20 protein-coding genes are annotated in these 18,683 nt (G+C 68.5%); 8 read left to right on the forward strand and 12 right to left on the reverse strand.

Annotated features, from left to right (window positions below; genetic code table 11):
* The first annotated feature begins 30 nt into the window (after nucleotides 1–30).
* Nucleotides 31–846 (forward strand): PhzF family phenazine biosynthesis protein, encoded by an 816-nt coding sequence (locus tag RM531_RS01300; RefSeq protein ID WP_311656698.1) that lies wholly within the window; start codon nucleotides 31–33, stop codon nucleotides 844–846.
* On the forward strand, nucleotides 843–1,217 hold the full coding sequence (locus tag RM531_RS01305; RefSeq protein WP_311656699.1) for a DUF423 domain-containing protein: 375 nt from the start codon (nucleotides 843–845) through the stop codon (nucleotides 1,215–1,217). The genes RM531_RS01300 and RM531_RS01305 overlap by 4 nt, the downstream gene beginning before the upstream one ends.
* A 48-nt stretch (nucleotides 1,218–1,265) precedes the next feature.
* On the opposite strand, the gene RM531_RS01310 is transcribed toward RM531_RS01305, so the two are convergent.
* Complete coding sequence (locus RM531_RS01310) at nucleotides 1,266–2,963, reverse strand: hypothetical protein (RefSeq protein WP_311656701.1); 1,698 nt, start codon at nucleotides 2,961–2,963, stop codon at nucleotides 1,266–1,268.
* A 208-nt stretch (nucleotides 2,964–3,171) separates the two neighbouring features.
* On the opposite strand from RM531_RS01310, the gene RM531_RS01315 reads away from it, so the two are divergent.
* The 3 genes from RM531_RS01315 (at nucleotide 3,172) to RM531_RS01325 (ending at nucleotide 6,799) form a co-directional block, all read left to right on the forward strand.
* Nucleotides 3,172–5,355, forward strand: a complete 2,184-nt coding sequence (locus RM531_RS01315) for a sensor histidine kinase (protein WP_311656703.1) — start codon at nucleotides 3,172–3,174, stop codon at nucleotides 5,353–5,355.
* Between the two features lie 27 nt (nucleotides 5,356–5,382).
* Entirely contained in the window at nucleotides 5,383–6,051 is a 669-nt protein-coding gene (locus tag RM531_RS01320) for a response regulator (protein ID WP_311656704.1), read from the forward strand.
* 310 nt (nucleotides 6,052–6,361) lie between these two features.
* Complete coding sequence (locus RM531_RS01325; protein WP_311656705.1) at nucleotides 6,362–6,799, forward strand: host attachment protein; 438 nt, start codon at nucleotides 6,362–6,364, stop codon at nucleotides 6,797–6,799.
* Between the two features lie 11 nt (nucleotides 6,800–6,810).
* Here the strand turns inward: RM531_RS01325 and RM531_RS01330 are convergent, their stop codons facing one another.
* Nucleotides 6,811–8,325, reverse strand: a complete 1,515-nt coding sequence (locus RM531_RS01330) for a Ppx/GppA phosphatase family protein (protein ID WP_311656706.1) — start codon at nucleotides 8,323–8,325, stop codon at nucleotides 6,811–6,813.
* An 89-nt stretch (nucleotides 8,326–8,414) separates the two neighbouring features.
* On the opposite strand from RM531_RS01330, the gene RM531_RS01335 reads away from it, so the two are divergent.
* Nucleotides 8,415–9,749: an MATE family efflux transporter gene (locus RM531_RS01335; protein WP_311656708.1), complete on the forward strand. Its 1,335-nt coding sequence runs from the start codon at nucleotides 8,415–8,417 to the stop codon at nucleotides 9,747–9,749.
* Here the strand turns inward: RM531_RS01335 and RM531_RS01340 are convergent.
* Nucleotides 9,746–10,654: an alpha/beta hydrolase gene (locus tag RM531_RS01340; protein ID WP_311656709.1), complete on the reverse strand. Its 909-nt coding sequence runs from the start codon at nucleotides 10,652–10,654 to the stop codon at nucleotides 9,746–9,748. The genes RM531_RS01335 and RM531_RS01340 overlap by 4 nt on opposite strands.
* Before the next feature lie 74 nt (nucleotides 10,655–10,728).
* On the reverse strand, nucleotides 10,729–11,928 hold the full coding sequence (locus tag RM531_RS01345; RefSeq protein ID WP_311656710.1) for an acyl-CoA desaturase: 1,200 nt from the start codon (nucleotides 11,926–11,928) through the stop codon (nucleotides 10,729–10,731).
* Nucleotides 11,929–12,064: 136 nt separating this feature from the next.
* Here RM531_RS01345 and RM531_RS01350 point away from each other — a divergent pair, with 136 nt between their 5' ends.
* Both RM531_RS01350 and RM531_RS01355 read left to right on the forward strand, forming a co-directional pair.
* Complete coding sequence (locus tag RM531_RS01350; protein WP_311656711.1) at nucleotides 12,065–12,865, forward strand: thioesterase family protein; 801 nt, start codon at nucleotides 12,065–12,067, stop codon at nucleotides 12,863–12,865.
* Nucleotides 12,862–13,284: a hypothetical protein gene (locus RM531_RS01355; RefSeq protein ID WP_311656712.1), complete on the forward strand. Its 423-nt coding sequence runs from the start codon at nucleotides 12,862–12,864 to the stop codon at nucleotides 13,282–13,284. Before RM531_RS01350 ends, RM531_RS01355 begins: the two co-directional genes overlap by 4 nt.
* A gap of 168 nt (nucleotides 13,285–13,452) precedes the next feature.
* On the opposite strand, the gene RM531_RS01360 is transcribed toward RM531_RS01355, so the two are convergent.
* From RM531_RS01360 to RM531_RS01395, 8 genes are all read right to left on the reverse strand, one after another.
* The gene (locus RM531_RS01360; protein WP_311656714.1) at nucleotides 13,453–13,893 is read right to left on the reverse strand and encodes a hypothetical protein; all 441 of its coding nucleotides are present in this window, start codon (nucleotides 13,891–13,893) and stop codon (nucleotides 13,453–13,455) included.
* Nucleotides 13,894–14,080: 187 nt separating this feature from the next.
* Nucleotides 14,081–14,893, reverse strand: coding sequence for a tRNA 2-thiocytidine(32) synthetase TtcA (gene ttcA, locus RM531_RS01365; protein WP_349255374.1), 813 nt, complete (start codon nucleotides 14,891–14,893; stop codon nucleotides 14,081–14,083).
* A gap of 73 nt (nucleotides 14,894–14,966) precedes the next feature.
* Entirely contained in the window at nucleotides 14,967–15,401 is a 435-nt protein-coding gene (locus RM531_RS01370) for a thiol-disulfide oxidoreductase DCC family protein (RefSeq protein WP_311656716.1), read from the reverse strand.
* Nucleotides 15,402–15,408: 7 nt separating this feature from the next.
* Entirely contained in the window at nucleotides 15,409–16,188 is a 780-nt protein-coding gene (locus tag RM531_RS01375; protein WP_311656717.1) for a ferredoxin--NADP reductase, read from the reverse strand.
* A gap of 114 nt (nucleotides 16,189–16,302) precedes the next feature.
* Nucleotides 16,303–17,043 (reverse strand): energy transducer TonB, encoded by a 741-nt coding sequence (locus RM531_RS01380; RefSeq protein WP_311656718.1) that lies wholly within the window; start codon nucleotides 17,041–17,043, stop codon nucleotides 16,303–16,305.
* Nucleotides 17,040–17,438 (reverse strand): ExbD/TolR family protein, encoded by a 399-nt coding sequence (locus RM531_RS01385; RefSeq protein ID WP_311656720.1) that lies wholly within the window; start codon nucleotides 17,436–17,438, stop codon nucleotides 17,040–17,042. The genes RM531_RS01380 and RM531_RS01385 overlap by 4 nt, the downstream gene beginning before the upstream one ends.
* Nucleotides 17,438–17,833 (reverse strand): ExbD/TolR family protein, encoded by a 396-nt coding sequence (locus RM531_RS01390; protein ID WP_311656722.1) that lies wholly within the window; start codon nucleotides 17,831–17,833, stop codon nucleotides 17,438–17,440. The genes RM531_RS01385 and RM531_RS01390 overlap by 1 nt, the downstream gene beginning before the upstream one ends.
* Entirely contained in the window at nucleotides 17,823–18,524 is a 702-nt protein-coding gene (locus tag RM531_RS01395; RefSeq protein ID WP_311656723.1) for a MotA/TolQ/ExbB proton channel family protein, read from the reverse strand. The genes RM531_RS01390 and RM531_RS01395 overlap by 11 nt, the downstream gene beginning before the upstream one ends.
* Nucleotides 18,525–18,683 lie beyond the last annotated feature (159 nt).

The raw sequence follows: 18,683 nt of genomic DNA on the forward strand, positions 1-18,683 counted from the left end.
TAAGTGTATGTGCTTCCTTGTGACAGTGAAATGACAGTAACGACTCAGCTGCCCCTCTACCAGGTGGACGCCTTTACCGACCGGCCCTTCGCCGGCAATCCGGCCGCCGTGGTGCTACTGGAAAAATGGCCGGGCGACGCCCTGCTGCAGGCGATTGCCGCCGAGAACAATCTCGCCGAAACCGCCTATCTGGTGCCGGCCGGGCCGCGCTGGGAGCTGCGCTGGTTCACCCCCACCACGGAGGTGGTTCTGTGCGGCCACGCCACCCTGGCCAGTGCCTTCGTACTGTGGCATTGCCGGGGTGAAAGCGCGGACTCGCTCGAGTTCGAGACCCGTCACAGCGGCAGGCTGCGGGTGACACGCCAGGCCGACTGGCTGCAGCTGGACCTGCCGGCTCACGATATCGCCCCCGCCGAGGCACCCCCCGAACTGCTGGCGGCCATGGGTGAGGCGCCGGCGGAAGTCCGCGCCGGGCCCAACTGGCTGCTGCGCTACCCGGATGCGGCCACGATTCGTGCACTGGAACCGGACCTGCGCGCAATCTCGCGTCTGCCCGACCGGGGCGTGATTGTCACCGCGCCCGGCGAGGAACCCGGCGTGGATTTCGTGTCGCGCTATTTCGTCCCCAATTTCGGCATCGACGAGGATCCCGTCACCGGCTCCGCCCACTGCATGCTGGCCCCGTTCTGGGCCCAGCGGCTGGGGCAATCGCGGCTGGCGGCCCGCCAGCTGTCCCCGCGCGGCGGCAACCTGCGCTGCGAGGTTGCCGGCGACCGGGTGTGGGTCGCGGGCCAGGCGGTGCTCTACATGACGGGCGCCATCACGGTGCCGGCGGATCGGTCATGAATACCGGGCAATTGGCGCTGCTCGCGGGCAGTCTCTACGGCCTGCTCGGCGTGCTGCTCGGGGCCTTCGGCGCCCATGCCATGCGGGACCGCCTGTCGCCGGAAATGCTGCGCGTGTGGGAAACCGCCGTGCAGTACCAGTTCTGGCATGCCCTGGCGTTGCTGGCGGTGGGTTTGCTGGCCGCACGCCTGGCCGGTGCGTGGCTGAACGCAGCCGGCGTCACGTTCGCGCTGGGGGTGCTGATCTTCTCGGGCAGTCTGTACGCGCTGGCCCTGACCGGCGTGCGGGTGCTCGGTGCGGTCACCCCATTCGGCGGGTTGCTGCTGATTGCCGGATGGCTGTGTCTGACGGTGGCGGTCTGGCGCGGATAAGAAAAAGCCCGGCCGGAGCCGGGCTATAAGGTGTGAGCGTCGGAGGATTTATTCGATGCGCTCGACCACCGCCACGATGTCCGCGGCAATGTCGAAATCGATGGTGAAGTTCTGGCCGTTCTGTGAGATCGAGCAGGTGCCATTTATGTTGAAGGCATAGTCCAGCGTCACCGTGGTCCCCACTTCACCCTGGCCGTTGCTGGTATAGCTGAACTCGGTAATCTGGGCGCTGCCCTGGAAGCCGCCGGGGCCGTTGCAGCTCTGTGACAGACCTTCCTCGATGGTCTCGCTGAGGGTGCCGGCATAGACCTCGCCCTGGTCGGCGTTGGTCGGGACCTGAGCCACCGGCACGTCGTAGGTCTCGTCGATATTCACGGACTGCCCGTTGCTGACGACGTTGCCGGTGACGTTGACACGCCAGACGGAGTCGGCGGGCACGTCGATGTCACCGTTGTTTCCGCCGTTGCCACCGCCATTGCCGCCGCCATTACCGCCATCGGGGGCTTCGGTCAGTTGCCCGAGGAAGGCGATGTCGTTGCCGGACACATCCGCCACGTTGATCTCGTTGAAGGTGCCGGTGTCGTTGCTGGACAACCCGTACATCAGGCCCGCATCGGTGTCGATCCAGTTGATCTCGGCCGGGTTGGGGCTGCCGCCGATCAGCAGATTGAACGGGTTTGTGAGGGTGGTGCCGTTGATCTGCAGGCTGTTGTCGCCCCCCACCACGGCAGTGACCGATTCACCGTCCGCGAACGGGCCGCCGGCGTTGATGCGGTCGTAGATCAGGTCATAACTGGCCACCAGGCCGGGGTTGACCGTGGTGGGCATGCGATCTTCATCAGGCACGGCATTGTTGCCGCCATCGCCGGGCGCGTTGTCCACGGCATCAAGGTCGGCCAGATCGGTGTCGGGGATGCCGTAGGCCGGGTTGTCGCCGGCTTCTGCCAGCAGGTCGCCGTCGGCGTAGGCGGTGGCCGCGGCACCGAGTGCCGCGGCGAGTTCGTTGACGAAATCGATATAGCCGGCCACGGCACTCCCGGCGGCCAGGCCGTCGATCTGACCGTCCGCGGCATCGGCGAACAGAGCCCGCGCGACTTCCAGCGCGGGCTGGAGGGCATCGCTGTCGCCGTTGCCGTCGTTGCCGAGGTAGGCCAGCGCCGCCAGCACCAGCGCGTAGCGACCGGCGTCATCGTTGGTCAGCTGACCCATGCCGGCCTCTGCCAGCGGGGTCGGGGGCGTGAGAATGTCGATGCCGCCGGCCAGGGCATTCGCCACCGCCGCGTTGATCTGATCGATCTCGTCGGCGTTCAGCGGAAACAGGCTGTTCCGCGTGGCCGCCAGGTAGCCGAGCTGGGTCAGCGGCGTGACCGCCACGTTGCCGCCGGCCGCCGGGGCCAGCGCGAACAGGCTTTCGCCCGGGCCGAACGCCACGCGGTTGCCCGTGGCCTCGTCGAAGTAAGTGGCGTCGTCATCGCCGCGGATCTCGATCACAACGGGCCCGTTATAGTTGCCGCTGTCGATCTCGGCGCTGCCGTCGTCGCCGGTATCGGTGCGACCGATCTCGGTTTCACCGTCCGCCTGATAGAAGATGGCGGTGGCGCCGGTGATCGCGCCCAGCGAGGCGGTGGCCCCGGTCATGGCCGGCTGTGCGTTCCCGCCGTTGTTGTCGTCCCCGCCGCAGCCGGCGAGCGATGCTGCCAGCAGGATCATGGCCGCCTGCCCGGCACGGATAGCAAATCTGTTCATGAACGGATCTCCCGGATGTCTCGCGCCCGGCATGGGCGCCTTGCGGGCAAGGCTAGTCAGTGGCCATCGATCCGGTTACCCCCCACAAGGGGGGATTGGCGCGAAACCGCCCCATCTGGGGGCGTGAGCATCGCGGCAAGCGATTGCTTCCCTTGCTCGCAGGACGGAGTAATAATGACGGCGACCCAACGCGCCGAGATGCATGCCGATGCGACTTGCACCCGAGCAGCTCATTTCCGCGGCTACCCTGGCGGCGGTGCTGGCAGGTGTGGCCGCGGTGTGGCTGGCCACCCACGCACCCAGTCTGGGGCTGGTGTGGTCCGTGGCCGACGACCGGGTGATGGTGGCGCCCCGACCGGACCGCCCGGCACCCGCCGGTCTGAGCGAACCACGCGCGGTCACTGCCCTGGAGGGCGGCGGCCAGCGGCTGGCAATCCAGCCCGGGGATCTGACGCCGGAGCCGGATGTCACCCACAACGCGATGGCGGACTATCGCGGCTTCATGGCCCGTCAGGGACATCTGGCCACCGCCATGCGCGCGCCCGACGCCCGGCTGCACACCGCCGGTGGCGCGGTGCTCGAGACGCCGCCGCAAGCGACCCGGCCGCTATCCGCCCTTCACTGGAGCTTCTGGCTCCAATTGATCTGCGGCGCTCTGGGGCTGATCACCGGCGCGGCCGTCTGGGCCTACCGCCAGAACGATGCGGCGGCCGCCTATTATGCGCTTACCGGGATATCCCTGGCCGCCGCTGCGATCAGCGCGGCGGTTTATTCCACCCGCGAACTGGCGCTTTCCCGGGAAGTATTCGGCTGGCTGACTGTCTGCAACAAGGCCGGTACGCTGCTCTACACCGCCGGCTTCATCGCCGTACTCTGGCATTACCCGCAGCGGCTGGGCCGCTTTCCGCTGGGGCCGCTGCTGGTGGTGTCCTATGCCTTGCTGACCCTGGCCGTCCTGCGCTACTGGCTGCCGAGTATGGACCTGGCCGTGCGTCTGCCGGTACTTGTCGGCTTCTGTGGTGCCATCGTTCTGGGCGTGATCCAGTGGCGGCGCAGCCGAGGGCGCCCGCTGGCCCGGGCGGGCCTGCGCTGGTTCCTGTTCTCCTGGTTTTTCGGCAGCAGTCTGTTTCTGGTGCTGGTATTCGTGCCACCCCTGTTCGGTGTGAATGCGGCCTCCGCCCAGGGTCCGGCCTTCCTGCTGTTGCTGATCATTCACCTGGCGCTGGCCGCCGGCATTCTTCGCTACCGGTTGTTCGAACTCGATCGCTGGTGGTCGCATGCCTGGTTGCTGGCGGTGTCCGGTCTGCTGGTCTGCGCACTGGATCTGCTTCTCATCCATCTGCTGGGGCTGGCCGGGCCGATCGCCCTGAGCCTGTCGCTGGCACTTATTGGCTGGCTGTACTTCCCGCTGCGCCAGTGGCTCTGGAGCTGGCTGGCCGACCTCGGCCGCGCCGCGCCGACGCCGCTGGTGCAGCGGGTCACCGAAGTGCTTGCGCGACCCGAAGACGAGCCGGACGTCGCCTGGCGCGTGCTGCTCAAGCAGCTCTATGAACCGCAGGAAATCCATCCTGCTCGCGACCTGAGCCGGGACGCCGTCAGCGAGGGCGGTCTGGCCCTGGACGTGGCCGGCGCCGCCCCCGCGGGTGGTCTGCGCCTGCGCTACTGCCGGCGTGGCACCCGCCTGTTCCGCGCCGATGACCTGGCCCTGCTGGCCGATCTGCGCCAGTTGTTCGACCAGGTGCTGGCCTACCGGCAGCGTCTGCAGGATGCCGTGAACAGCGAGCGCGACCGCGTGGCCCGCGACCTGCATGATGACGTTGGCGCCCGGCTGCTGACCCTGGCCCAGACGCTGGAACCGGCCGCCGCCGAACGCGCCCGCGCCGCCCTCGACGAGATGCGCGCCGTGGTACGCAGCATGCATGTGCGCCGCTGGCCGCTCGCGGTTCTGCTGGATGACTGGCGTGCCGAGGTGGCGGAGCGCTGCGAGGCCGCCGACATCGCCCTCGACTGGTCGGTGCCGGCGGAAATTCCCGACCAGGACCTGGATGGCGTGGCCGCGCTGGATCTGTCGCGCATCCTGCGCGAGGTGGTCAGCAATGCCATCCGCCATGCCGCGCCGGACCACCTGCAGGTCGTGATTGCCTGCGACGAGCGCGGCATGGACCTGGCCATCAGCCATGCCTACAGCGGCGATGATCCGGGCACCTGGCGGCCGTCCCTGGGACTGGTCAACCTGCGCGAGCGCAGTGCCCGGCTGGGCGGCGGCATCACCTGGCAGGCAACGGACGGCTGGCTGCATGCCCGCTGGTCGACGGCCTGGACGGCGCTGACGGCCGACTCCCCCCGTATGGAGGTGGCCGCCGCCACGCCCGACGCGCAAGCTGGGGGATAGCGGCCAGGCCGGTCGCACCGATAGCGCGTGAACAAGACCCTCGCCATGAGCCCGCCGCGTGATGTCCTGATCGTGGAAGACCTGCCCAGCTCCCAGGACTGGTTGGTGGCGGTGCTGGCCATTGCTTTTCCCGACGCTACCGTACGCCTGGCCGCGAGTCTCGCGGCGGCGCGCGAATGCATTGCCCAGGCAGCGCCCGACCTGGCGCTGGTCGATCTCGGTCTGCCGGACGGCAGCGGCGTCGATCTGATCCTGGCCCTGCGCGAACGCGCCCCCGGCTGCGCCTGTGTGGTCACCACCATCTATGCCGACGACCATCACCTGTTTCCGGCCCTGCGCGCCGGGGCCACCGGCTATCTGCTCAAGGATGCGCCGCAGCAGCGGCTGGCCACGCAACTGCGCGGCATCGTCGAGGGCGAGCCGCCGTTGTCGCCGGCCATCGCCCGCCGCCTGCTGCAGGTGTTCGAGCCGCCGCCGGCCAGCGAGGCCGCCGAACACCTCTCGCCACGCGAACGCGAAACCCTGGTGCTTATCGCCAAGGGCTACCGCCTCAACGAGGTGGCCGAGTCGCTGGGCGTAACGCGCAACACTGCCGCCGGTTACATCAAGAGCGTGTACCGCAAGCTGGCGGTCTCCAGTCGGGCCGAGGCCACGCTGGCGGCGCTGCGACTGGGGCTGGTCAGCCAGGATTGCTGAGCCAACGCAGCAGGCGTCTGCGGCAGGGCATCGCGTGCGAGCTGCTGATTCCGGCGTCGATCACCGCCCCGGGCCGGTCGAATTTTCGGTCAGTCGATGCCTGGTCTCTCCGGCTTGATCGGCAACGCCGTGTCAATCGACGACGGCACGAAAGGCCGGTGCTCGTGTCACAGGAATACGTGGCTTATCCACGATAACAATCTCCACTGCCGCGGTTCGCGCATACGGGCCGGAACCGGGAACGAGTGTTGCGCTACCCGCCCGGATCGGTCCCGGCCGCGGCCGGCCAATACACGCAGAGGAAGCAGCTATGCATCGAACCTGGATCGTGGTGGCGGACTCGGCACGGGCCCGCATCTTCGAACGCGACGGCCGCTGGCAGCCGCTGGCGGAACTGCAGGGCCTGGCGCACCCGGAATCACGGCTGCATCACGGCGACCTCAAGACCGGCGGGCGGGGTGAACAGCAGGAAAGCACCGGCCGCGCCAGCCATGCCTCGGACTGGTCCACCACCCCCTCGCAGCAGGAGGCCAAGCGGTTCGCCCGGGAAGTGGCCGATACGCTGCACGAGGGCCGCACGCAGAATCGCTTCGAGCGCCTGGTGCTGGTGGCGGCGCCGGCATTCCTGGGACGGCTGCGCGACAAGCTCGACGGGCCCACCCGCCACTGCGTGACCCAGACGCTGGACAAGAACTGGGCGCGCCACGCAACCCCGGAGATCCAGGGGCTGCTCGAGCAGCACTTCTGACCGGGGTTCGTCTAACCCTCGAGAATCAGGCGATAGCCGGGTCGGTCCAGATAGGCCTGTTCCCGCTCCAGGTCGGCCCGGGTGAGCGGGTGCTCGGCCAGCCAGTCGGCGTCGCACTGCAGTTGCAGCCGCTTGCCGGTCACGTTCAGTGACACCGGGGGCCGGGTAGCCCGGGGGTCGCGTCCGCGATGGAGCAGCACGGCCAGCCGCAGCAGCACTGCCAGGCGTGTGGCGCCCGGTTGCTGGGCGACGGGCAGCGACTCGATCAGGTTGTCGCGGAACTTGCCCCGATGCAGCCGGATGAGCGTGGCCAGCACCGCCTGATCCGATTTGGAAAACCCCTGCAGGTCGGCGTTGCGGACGATGTATTCGCCGTGCTTGTGGTAACCCTTGTGGGCGATGGTCAGGCCGATTTCGTGCAGCTGACCGGCCCAGTGCAGCAGATGCCGGTCGGCGTCATCGGCAATCCAGTCGCCGGCGTCCCGGCACAGGCGGGCCGCGGTGTCCGCCACCCGCCGGGCGTGGGCGGCGTCGACGCCGTAACGGGCGCAGGCGGCCGCGACCGTGGCATCGCGCACGTCGTGGTGTTCCAGCCGGCCGAGCAGGTCCAGCAGCAGTCCTTCGCGCAGGGCCTTGTCGGACACCTGCATGGCGTCGACGCCGAGGCTGTCGAAGATGGCACTGAGTACGGCCGCGCCGCCGGCGAAGATGGGTGCGCGTTCGGCAGACAGGCCGGGAAGCTTGTCGGGGTCGACCCGGCCGGTCTTGACCAGCGTCTTGCCCAGCTTGCGCAGGGCGCCGGCGGTGATGGCCTCCTCGCACCAGCCGGCGGTCACGCACACTTTCTGCACCGCCTTGATGCTGCCGGACGCGCCCACCGCGACGTCCCAGCCGGCCTCGCGGTAATCCCGGATCAACGGCTCCAGCCCGACCTGGGCATCCAGCACCGCGGCGGTCCAGTCGGACGCCGATACCCGGCCGTCGGCGAAATGCCGCTGGGTGTGCACCACCGCCCCGAGCGACACGCTCTCGATCAGCGTCGGGTCGGCGTGTTCGCCGATGATCAGTTCGGTGGAGCCGCCGCCGATATCCACCACCAGCCGGCGGGGCACTTCGGCAGCCAGGTCTCGCGCCACGCCGCCGTAGATCAGGCGGGCTTCCTCCGCGCCGTAGATGATCTCGATCGGGTGGCCAAGCGCCTGTTCGGCGTCGGCCAGGAATTCGTCGGCATTGCGGGCCCGGCGCAGGGTGTTGGTGCCCACCGCCCGGACCCGGCCGCGCGGCAGATGCCGCAGCCGCTGGCCGAACCGGGCCAGGCAGTCCAGCGCCCGGTCGCGGGCCTCGGCGGACAGCCGGCGGCGCTTGTCCAGCCCGGCGGCCAGCCGGACCGATTCCTTGAGCCGGTCGACGATATGCAGTTCGCTGCCGGCGGCCCGCGCCACCACCATGTGAAAGCTGTTGGACCCGAGATCCACCGCGGCGACGCTGGCGGTGGGCTTAGCATTGGGCCCGGAGGCACTGGTCATGGTGACGGGATCGCGGCGCTGAAAGCGTGAGTGTAAGCAAAACACGGGGCCTGCCGCAGCCGCGGAGGCTCGCGGCGTATCATCCCGGCATGCCGATGCTGCCCCCATCCCCGCGCACCCGCCGGATTCTGGTCCTGTCGTTGCCCATCGTGGGCGGGATGACCTCGCAGAATCTGCTCAATCTCGTCGACACCGCCATGGTCGGTGCGCTGGGGCCGGCGGCGCTGGCGGCGGTGGGCATGGCCAGTTTCCTGAGCTTCATGGCGGTGGCCATGGTGATCGGCCTGTCCACCGGCGTGCAGGCAATCGCCGCCCGTCGATACGGCGAGGGCCGGTTCGATGAAACGGCGGTGCCGCTCAATGGCGGCTTGCTGCTGGCGCTGCTGCTGGGCCTGCCGATCAGCGTGGTGGTGTTCGTGTTCGCGCCGGATATCTTCGCATTGCTCAACGAAGATACGGATGTGATCCGCGAGGGCACGCCCTACCTGCAGGCCCGCTGTCTGGCGGTGGCGGCGGTGGGGATGAACTTCTCGTTCCGGGGCTACTGGAGCGCGGTGGATCAGCCACGACTGTATCTCTACACCCTGCTGGTGATGCACGCGGCCAATATTCTGATCAGCTATGTACTCATCTTCGGCGCGCCCGGCATACCGGCCCTGGGCACGCTGGGGGCCGGCATCGGTACCGCGGCCAGCACGGTCCTGGGTACGCTGATCTATTTCCGGCTGGCGCGACGCCGGGCGGATGCCGCGGGCTTTCTGCACCGGCGTCCGGACTGGCGGCAGCTGGGTCGCCAGTGGCGGCTGAGCCTGCCGGCGTCGGCCCAGCAGTTCCTGTTCGCGGCCGGGCTCACGGCGCTGTTCTGGATTCTGGCGCAGGTGGGCACGCGGGAGCTGGCGGTGGCCAATGTACTGATCAACGTGACGCTGGTGGCGGTGCTGCCGGCCATCGGGCTGGGGCTGGCGGCGGCCTCGCTGGTGGGGCAGTCCCTGGGGCGTCGAGACCCCGCCGAGGCGCATCGCTGGGGCTGGGATGTGGTGCGGGTGGGCGGTCTGGTGCTGGCGCTGCTGGGGGCACCCATGCTGCTGGTGCCGGATCTGATCCTGGGCGTGTTCCTGCACCAGCCCGATCTGCTGGAACTGGGGCGTCTGCCGCTGCGCATCATCGGCGCGGGCATCGCCATCGACGGTATCGGCCTGATCCTGATGCACGGCCTGCTCGGCGCCGGTGCCACCGGGCCGGTGATGCGGGTGGCCCTGGGTTTGCAGTGGCTGTTCTTCCTGCCACTGGCCTGGCTGATGGGCACGCAGTGGGGCCTGGGGCTGCTGGCGATCTGGCTGGTTTTCGTCGGTTCCCGGGTGCTGCAGACGCTGGTATTCGCCTGGCTGTGGCAGCGGCGCGGGTGGCAGCGGATCGAGGTTTAGCCGATCGGTTGCCCCTGCCAGCAGGCGCGGGCGAAATCCGCGATCTCCGCCACCGCCGCATCGGCCTCGGGCAGCAGCCCGGCATGCAGATGGAATACGTGCCACAGGTCCGGGAATCGCGTGAGCGTCACGGGCACGCCGGCGGCCCGCGCTGCCTTCACGGTGGCCAGTCCCTCCGAGACCAGGATTTCATCGTCGGCCAGATGCACCAGCATCGGCGGCAGGCCGTGAAAGTCCCCGAACAGGGGTGACAGCCCCGGATCGGCCAGTGGCCGGTCGCCGGCATAGGCACGCGCGGCATAGGCCGCGAAATCGGTGGTGAGCATCGGGTCGATATCGGCGTGGGTGGTCATGCTTCTGCCCGAGCCGGTGAGATCGGCCCATGGCGAGATCAGCGCCAGCCCGGCCGGCTGCGGCAGGCCCGCTTCGTGCAGTGCCATGGCGGTGGACAGCGCCAGTCCGCCACCGGCGGAGTCGCCGGCGAACAGGATCCGCGACGGCTCGATACCGCGATCCAGCAGCCAGCGATAAACGGCCAGCGCGTCGTCGCGGGCGGCCGGGAAGGGATGTTCCGGCGCCAGCCGGTAATCGGGTACCCGCACCGTGGCCCCGGTTGCCAGGGCCAGGTGGCCGGTCAGGGCGCGGTGGGTGGCTGGCGAGCCGAAGACGTAGCCGCCGCCGTGCAGATAGAGGATGGTGTCCGGCCCGGCCTCGACCGGTGCCAGGGTCTCCAGGGGGATGCTGTCGACCCGGGTGTCCGAGCGGCGCACCCCGCGCGGGCAGGGATTGGTCCGCGCCATGGCCGCCATCCAGGTCCGGCGCAGGCCGACCGGCATGCGTGGCGACATCATCGGCTGGACGGTGCGGCGGACCAGGGCCCGTAGCAGGGGGCGGCGGCGTGACATGGTGATGGCGGGTTGTCGGTATTAAAAAGGCCCTTCCCGGGGGAAGGGCCTGGCGGTCGCGATGGCGGCTCGAATCAGGCCGGCTGTGGCTGGCGTCGCAGGCTTTCCAGCAGGTGCCGGGATACCGCGTGGGTCAGCATCTCGTGGGCCCGCTCGATGGCGTGATCCAGCGCCTCGTGGCGGACCTTGAACTTGCGGTGGGCGCGGGCCTTGAGTTCCTCGAGGCTGGGCAGTTCCGGCAGCTCGATTTCCGACAGGTAGGCCTCGGCTTCCTCCCACTTGCGGTGGGCCAGATGCCGCAGGTCGTCCATGCGGTGGCTGCCTTCCCAGCGCTGACGGATGTTGGCGCTGATGCGGTCCACCGAAAAGCCGTCGGCGATGTATACCGCGCACTTGTCGATGACCTTCTGGGTCGGGGCCTTTTCATTGGCCAGGATCGACTTCGGCGGCTGGCGCAGGTCCCAGACCAGCCCCACGGCGCTCAGCCCCTTGAGGAAGTAGTAGGTCAGGTCGAATTCCCACCAGAAGAAACCGTTGCGCGCGGTGGAGGGATAGTAGTGATGGTTGTTGTGCCAGCCCTCACCCATGGTGATGATCGCCAGCAGCCAGTTGTTGCGGGAATCGTCCCCGGTCAGGTAGCGCTGGCGGCCGATCATGTGGTTAAGCGAGTTCACCGTGAAGGTGGCGTGGTACACCAGCACCGTGGACAGGATGAAGCCCACGAACACGCCCGGCCAGCCGGCGATGAAGAAGCAGGCCACGGCCAGCAGCAGCCCGGGCGCGAACTGGTTTTTCTCCAGCCAGCGGATTTCCGGATACTTGGAGAAATCCTGGATCAGATCCAGATCGGGGCTGGAGCGGGCCTTGCGATAGACCCAGCCGACGTGGGCGTCGAACACGCCGTACTGCCGCGGGGAATGGGCATCCGCCGGCATGTCCGAGTCGCGGTGGTGTTCGCGGTGCTTGGCGGCCCACCAGAGCGGGCCCTTCTGCAGCGCGGTGGCGCCCAGGAAGGCCATCACGAACTGGAAGCCGCGGCTGGTCTTGTAGCCGCGATGGGAAAAGTAGCGGTGATAGCCGCCGGTGATGCCGAATACCCGCAGCACGTAGAGCGCCACGCACAGGGTCACGGCCTGCCAGGTGAAGCCGGTCCACCAGATGCCGACCAGCGCCACGTGCAGCAGCGCGAAGGGGATGAACTCGCGCCAGTTGAAGTCGTCGCTGAGGTCGGGATTGGCGGGATACTTGCGGGAGTCGGTCACAGTGTTACTCATGCAAAATGGTCTGAAACAGTTAACGGCCGAAGTGTCAGCCATTTGAGAATGATTTGCAATTGAATGCCTCGATCAAGCCCATAAGTATGGCATATTACGCGCCCTCCCGGCGCCTCGATGCGCCGCGTTTCCATCGATGTCCGCACCGCTCATGACTGCCGACGCCTTTTTCGAGCCGCACGCCGATCACTGCCTGGCCACGCCGCTGACCCGCGGCCCCTGGAGCCCGGATCATCAGCATGGCGGCCCGCCGGCGGCCCTGACCGTCCGGGCGATGGAACGGGCCCTGCCCGCCGATCCGGCCATGCAGATGGCGCGGGTGACGTTCGAACTGCTGCGGCCGGTGCCTATCGGTCCGCTGGCGGTGACCACCGAGATCACCCACGCCGGCCGCAAGCTGCACCTGATCGAGGCGGTGCTTGCCGCGCCCGGCGGCCCGCCGCTGATTCGCGCCCGCGGGCTGGCCATGCGGGTCGACGCCGTCGCAGTGCCGGCGGCCCAGCCAGGCTTCGAGGCGCCGGTGGCGCCGGCGGATGCCGACCCCTTCGAATTCCCCTTCTTTACCGGCGACACCGGCTATCACACCGCCATGGAAACCCGCCTGGCCACCGGCGAGTTCGGGTCCGGCCGGGTGACGGCCTGGATGCGCATGCGGGTGCCGCTGGTGGCCGGCGAGGCGCCCTCGCCCCTGCAGCGCGTGGTGGTGGCGGCCGATTCCGGCAACGGCGTGAGCCTGCTGCTGGATGTCAGACACTTCACGTTCGTGAATCCCGACCTCACTGTCTATCTGCATCGGATGCCGCGCGGCGAATGGGTTGCCCTTGAAGCGAGTACCCGCGCCCAGGCCAACGGCATCGGCCTGGCCGATACCCGGCTGCATGATGAGGCCGGCGTCATCGGCCGTAGCGACCAGAGCCTGCTGATCGCGCCCCGATGACGGCCGAACGCGGCTCCCGCTGGCGTCTGCCGCTGCTCTGTCTGCTGGCATTGACCCTTGCCTATGTCTGGTTATGGCAGAACCGTCCCACCGCCACCCCGGTGGACCCGCTGGCGGGTGAGCCAGCCGATCAGCCGGCGGATAGCGCCCCGGTGGCTGGCTCCAGGAGATCACTGGACCTGAGCTTTCCGGAAAGCGTGCCCGACGGCCGTGGCAGTGCCCTGTCGGCCCTGCGCGACCCCGGGTCGACGATGGTCAACGGCCAGGGCCGAACCTCCGGCGGCGCTGACCGCGGGTCTTCGGCAACCGGCTCCGGCGTGCCGGTATCGGAACGGATGCGGCTGCACGGCGATGTGGGTGCGACCGCGGCGGACGGCGACGCGGGTATCGGTATCGGGGTGGAAGTGCTGGTGGATTAGGTTCCACGCCTGCCGGGAACGCCATGCGTGATGTCCTGCCGTCGGGCGGCTTTCAAGCCGCCATTTCGCGATCACGGAGAGCGAACAAAAAACGGCCGCGAAAATCGCGGCCGAGAGGTTCGGGTCGGAGAGGAGGACCCGCGGTTGGAGAGAATTCTCCGGAGGAGATCAGATACCCAGTGCGGACAGGTCCGCGGTTTCCAGGCCCGGCAGCGTGTCGGTCAGCGCCGCGGCGGTGAAGAAATCGGCAGCCAGGAATTCGCCGGTCCCGATAATGGAGTCGGCGATGAACATGGCGGTACCGTTGAAATCGTTGACCAGGAAGTCCGCGGTGCCGGTGATGCTGCCGGTGAGGTATTCCTGTGGGGTGATCTCGCCGTTGGCCAGGGCGAAGAAGGCATCCACATCGCCGGCCAGGAAGTCACCGGTGGCGGCCAGGCCGTCCGTCAGGAAGAGCGTTGTGTTCTCGACGTCGGCGGCCAGGAATTCGGCGGTGGCGATGATCGAGTCGCCGGTCAGCGTCAGCAGGCCGGACAGGCTGGCTTCGGGCGCCGCCCGGGCCGGCAGGGCAGCGGCGATCAGCAGGGTGGCGAAAATCAGCTTCTTCATGGTTTCCATCCTCGAACAAAGGTTGAGACAAGAGCGTTCGGATGGATTCATGCAAGGGGCGGGCCAATCCCGGAATCCGTGTGTCTCGGGCGACAATTCGGTCGGCCGCGAGGGCGGCGGCGGCTGTCGGCCGGATGGGGCGGGCCGGTTTGGCGCGTGACGCACCGGGGTGGCGCCCCGCTTTGCGTCAGTCCGGGTCGGGACGCAGGCCGGCGAAATCGAACAGGTCGGTATCGGCCAGCTGTGACGGGGCGATGCGAGTCATCGAGCGGAATATCTGCTCGGTGCGCCCCGGGGCGGTGCGCTCCCAGTCCGCCAGCATCGACTTGATTACCTGCCGCTGCAGATTGTCCTGCGAGCCGCAGAGATTGCAGGGGATGATGGGGTACTCCTGCAGGGCGGCCCATTTGCCGATATCGCGTTCGGTGCAGTAGGCGAGAGGCCGGATCACGACGTTGGCACCGTCGTCCGATTTCAGCTTCGGCGGCATCGCGGCCATGCGGCCGCCGAAGAACATGTTCAGGAACAGGGTTTCCACGATGTCGTCGCGGTGGTGGCCCAGCGCGATCTTGGTGAAGCCGTTTTCCCGGGCGTAGCGGTAGAGGATGCCCCGCCGCAGCCGCGAGCATAGCCCGCACATGGTACGGCCTTCCGGCACCTTGTCGGTGACCACGCTGTAGGTGTCCTGCTCGAGAATCTCGTAATCGACGCCGGTATCATCGAGGTAGGCCGGCAGCACGTGCTCGGGGAAGCCCGGCTGCTTCTGGTCGAGATTCACCGCCCGCAGCTCGAACGACACCGGGGCCTTGGCCTGCAGATGTAAAAGCATGTCGAGCAGGGTGTAACTGTCCTTGCCGCCGGACAGGCATACCATCACCCGGTCGCCGTCCTCGATCATCCGGTAGTCGGCAATCGCCTGGCCGGTCAGCCGCCGCAGGCGCTTGGCCAGCTTGTTGGCATTGACGGACCCGGGCTGAAGCGCGGTGGCGGGCACTGACATGGTCTGGTCGTTCGCGGTGGTCGAATCGGGCGGCATGGTAGCAGCCGGCTGGTGCGTGAGCATCGGCCCGGCGTCAGTCCAGAAAGCGTTCGGCCCGGGCCGGATCGGGCACCAGGCATTGGTCGTGACGCCCGAACCAGCGGTAGCGGTTGCGGGCCACCCGGTCGTAGACCCAGTCGCGCACCGGCCGCGGTACGGCCCGCAGAACCAGTCCCGCCCGCCACGGCAGGGGGAGCTGCCGCAGGATATGCAGGAAGGCGGTGGATTTCTGATGGAGCCGGCCGTTGTCCACCACCAGCATGCTCTCGTACTGGTCGGTCGGCAGGTCGTACCAGGCCAGGATCGCCTGGCCGGCGGGGGATTGCATGGTGGCCAGCCGGAACCGGGCATGGCGGTCGGCCTTCAGCAGCCAGCGCACCCAGGCCGAGCAGAGCCGGCAGACGCCGTCGAACAGCACCACCCGCTCGCCGGGTGCCAGTCCGGGCGGCAATGCGCCGGATGTGCTCAACGGGGGTTCACTTCTCCACGAAGGCACGTTCGAACACGTAATCCCCGACATCACCGATGTGCTTGGCCACCTTGAAATCGCGCGCGTCCAGAATGCTGCGGAACTCGTCCAGCATCGCCTGGCTGCCGCAGATCATGGCGCGGTCGCGTGCCGGGTCGAGCGGGGTGTCGAGCCCCAGGTCCGCCTGCAGCTTCCCGCTGGTAACCAGGTCGGTCAGTCGGCCCTCGTTGCGGAAAGGCTCGCGGGTGACCGTGGGGTAGTAGTGCAACTGGGCCTTGATGATGTCGCCCAGCAGCTCGTGCTGCGGCAGTTCGCGGGTCAGGTAGTCGTGATACGCCAGATCCCCCACCTCGCGCACGCCGTGGGTGAGCACCACGTTGTCGAAGCGCTCGTAGGTCTCCGGGTCCTTGACGATGGACAGGAACGGCGCAAGCCCGGTCCCGGTGGCGAACAGATACAGATTGGGCGCCGGATGCAGATCGTGGATCAGCAGCGTGCCGGTGGGCTTGGTGGACAGCAGGATATCGTCACCCGGCTGGATGTTCTGGAGCCGCGAGGTCAGGGCGCCGTCCGGCACCTTGATGCTGAAGAACTCCAGCGTGTCCTCCCAGTTGGCACTGGCCACCGAGTAGGCCCGCATCAACGGCTTGTCCTCGACCTCCAGGCCGATCATCAGGAACTGGCCGTTCTCGAACCGCAGGCTCGGGTCCCGCGTGGTGCGGAAGGAGAAAAGGCCGTCGTTCCAGTGATGAACGTCGAGGACGCGTTCGGTTTGCAGTTTGGGCATATCGGGTCGGGTGGAATCATCCGGAATCGAAATCTCGCGCCGTGGCGCGGCTCAGCCATCCAGTATAACTGAGAATGGTTCTCGATTGTAGGGTGGTGCCGGGCGCGGCAGGTCCTATCGCAGCTGGAAATTGACCGGCACCACGAGTTGCAGACGGGCGATGTCCATCTCGTCCGGCATCGCCGGCATGGGGTCGGCGCGGCGGATCATGTCCGCCACCGCTTCGTCGAGCAGCCGCTGGCCCGACTTTTCGCGGATTTCCCACTCCAGCACCTTGCCCTCGCGGTCGATCACGAAGTAGAGCAACACCTTGCCCTGAATACCCAGCCGCCGGGCCCGGCGCGGGTACTCCTTGTGCCGCTCCAGCCACGCCTGCAGCTTGGTGCGGTAATCGGGCGTCGCGTCCGCCACCCCGCCGGTGGCGCCGGCGGTGGTTTCGGGGGCCTCCTGTTCGGCGGGCGTCGAGTCCTCCGGCGGCGGTGAACTGCGTGGTGGTGGCGGAGGCGCGGGTTCCGGCTCGGGTCGGGGCTCCGGTTCGGGCTCGGGCACCGGCGTGGGCTCGGGCTCCGGCTCTGGCTCTGGCTCTGGTTCGGGCTCTGGTTCGGGCTCCGGTTCCGGTTCCGGTTCCGGTTCCGGTTCCGGCTCGGGCTCGGGCTCCGGCTCCGGCTCCGGCTCGGGTTCCTCGACCGGCTCCGGCGCCGGTTTGGGCGCCAGCGCCACCGTGATGGCCCTGGCCCCCTCGTCGACTGCCTGTGGCTCGGGCGGGGCGTTGACCAGACGCAGGAACAGCCCGACATGCACGGCGGCGGCCACCGCCAGCACAACCCCCCATTGCTGCCAGCCGGGTCGCGTCATTCGCCGCGATGCACGGTCAGCAGCCGAATCCGGGGAATGCCCGCTGCCCGGATATCGGACAGCAACTCGGTCAGCTCGGCCGCCGGCAGGCCCGAGTCGGCCTTCACCTGCAGCAGGGTATCGCCCTCGCGCTCGCGCAGCCGCGCGGTCAGCGCCGCCCGCTCGAGCGTGTCCCCGCCCAGTGCCAGCTCCCCATCCGCGCTGATCGCCAGCACGTGGTTGTCCGGATTGCTGCCGTCGGCATGCTCGGTACCCGGCGGCTCCACCTCGAACGGCGCCCGCGTATGCAGCGCCCCCGCCACCATGAAGAAGATCAGCAGCAGGAACACGATATTGATCAGCGGAAGAATGTTTTCCTCCGTATCCCGGCGTCGTTGCGGCAGCGGTAGCAGCATCAGCGCCCCTGTCCCAGCCCCAGGGCCTCGATGCCGGCCCCGGCCAGCGCATCGAACGCCGCCACCGTCGGGCCCAGCGTCACCCCGGCATCGGGCTCGACCACCACCGCCGAGGCCTCGCCCGATTCTATACGGGCCTGCATCAGCGCCGCCGCCTCGGCGGGGTCTTCATACACCCCGCCGTCGTAGCGGATCGAGCCATCGGCCAGCACCGTCACCGTGATCGGCGGCGGCGTATCCCGATCCGCGGGCGTGCTGCCCGTGGCCAGCTCGATGCCCCGCCAGTCCAGTAGACTCGAGGCCAGCATGAAGAACACCAGCAGAATGAACACCACATCGATGAGCGGGGTCAGGCCGATGCGGTGCGCCCGCCGGGGCGCGACCTCAATGTGCATGGGCGGCCTGGTCTCCCGTGCCCGCGGGGGCCTCGGCGGTGTCGCTGCCCAGCCCGGCCTGCTGGGTGAACAGCCGGGTCAGCGCGTCCTGCATGTCCTCGTGCAGGCACTCCACGCGCCGCTCCAGGTAATTCAGCGCCGCCACCGCGGGGATGGCCACCACCAGGCCCACGGCGGTGGTCAGCAGGGCCTCCCAGATGCCCCCCGACAGCACCGCCGGATTGACCTGGCTGCCGGCATTCTCCAGCTCGCGGAAGGCCTCGATCATGCCCATCACCGTGCCCAGCAGGCCCAGCAGGGGCGACAGGGTGCCGATCACCTCCAGCGGGCGGAAGTGGGCGCGCAGGGCGCTGAGGTCGCGGGCGCCCACCCGGGCGGCTTCCTCGCGCACCAGCGCCGGGTCCACCCCGGCGCGCAGACCGCGCATGGTGGTGGCCAGGGCCCGGGCGATGGGATTGCGCCGGCCCTCGAGGGTGTCCAGGGCCGCCGGGGCCCGCCCGGCCTGCCAGTCGGCCAGGGCCGGCTCGATGAACGACCGGTCCCCCAGCCGCACGCTGGCAAACTGCCAGAGCTTCAACAGCACAATCGCCAGGCCGAATACCGATAGCACGCCCAGGACGGCGACGACCGGGCCGCCCAGACTCAGAAGTTCGAATGCGGCGCTCGGATCGAGCCAGCCGGAAGGTTGCATAACGCGCCTCGCCTTATTGCCTGCATGCACAGTCGGATTGATCAGCCGCGCAGTATGCCCAACCGTGTCGGTTAATGCGAATCATTGCCATTTGATCGGATACGCCCTTGCACCGCGACCGCGCCCCGTGATCGCGCCGATTGCCGGCTGCTGGCGCAG

This window comes from Spectribacter acetivorans (assembly GCF_031846305.1).
GTDB classification, from domain to species: Bacteria; Pseudomonadota; Gammaproteobacteria; order Nevskiales; family Salinisphaeraceae; genus Spectribacter; species Spectribacter acetivorans.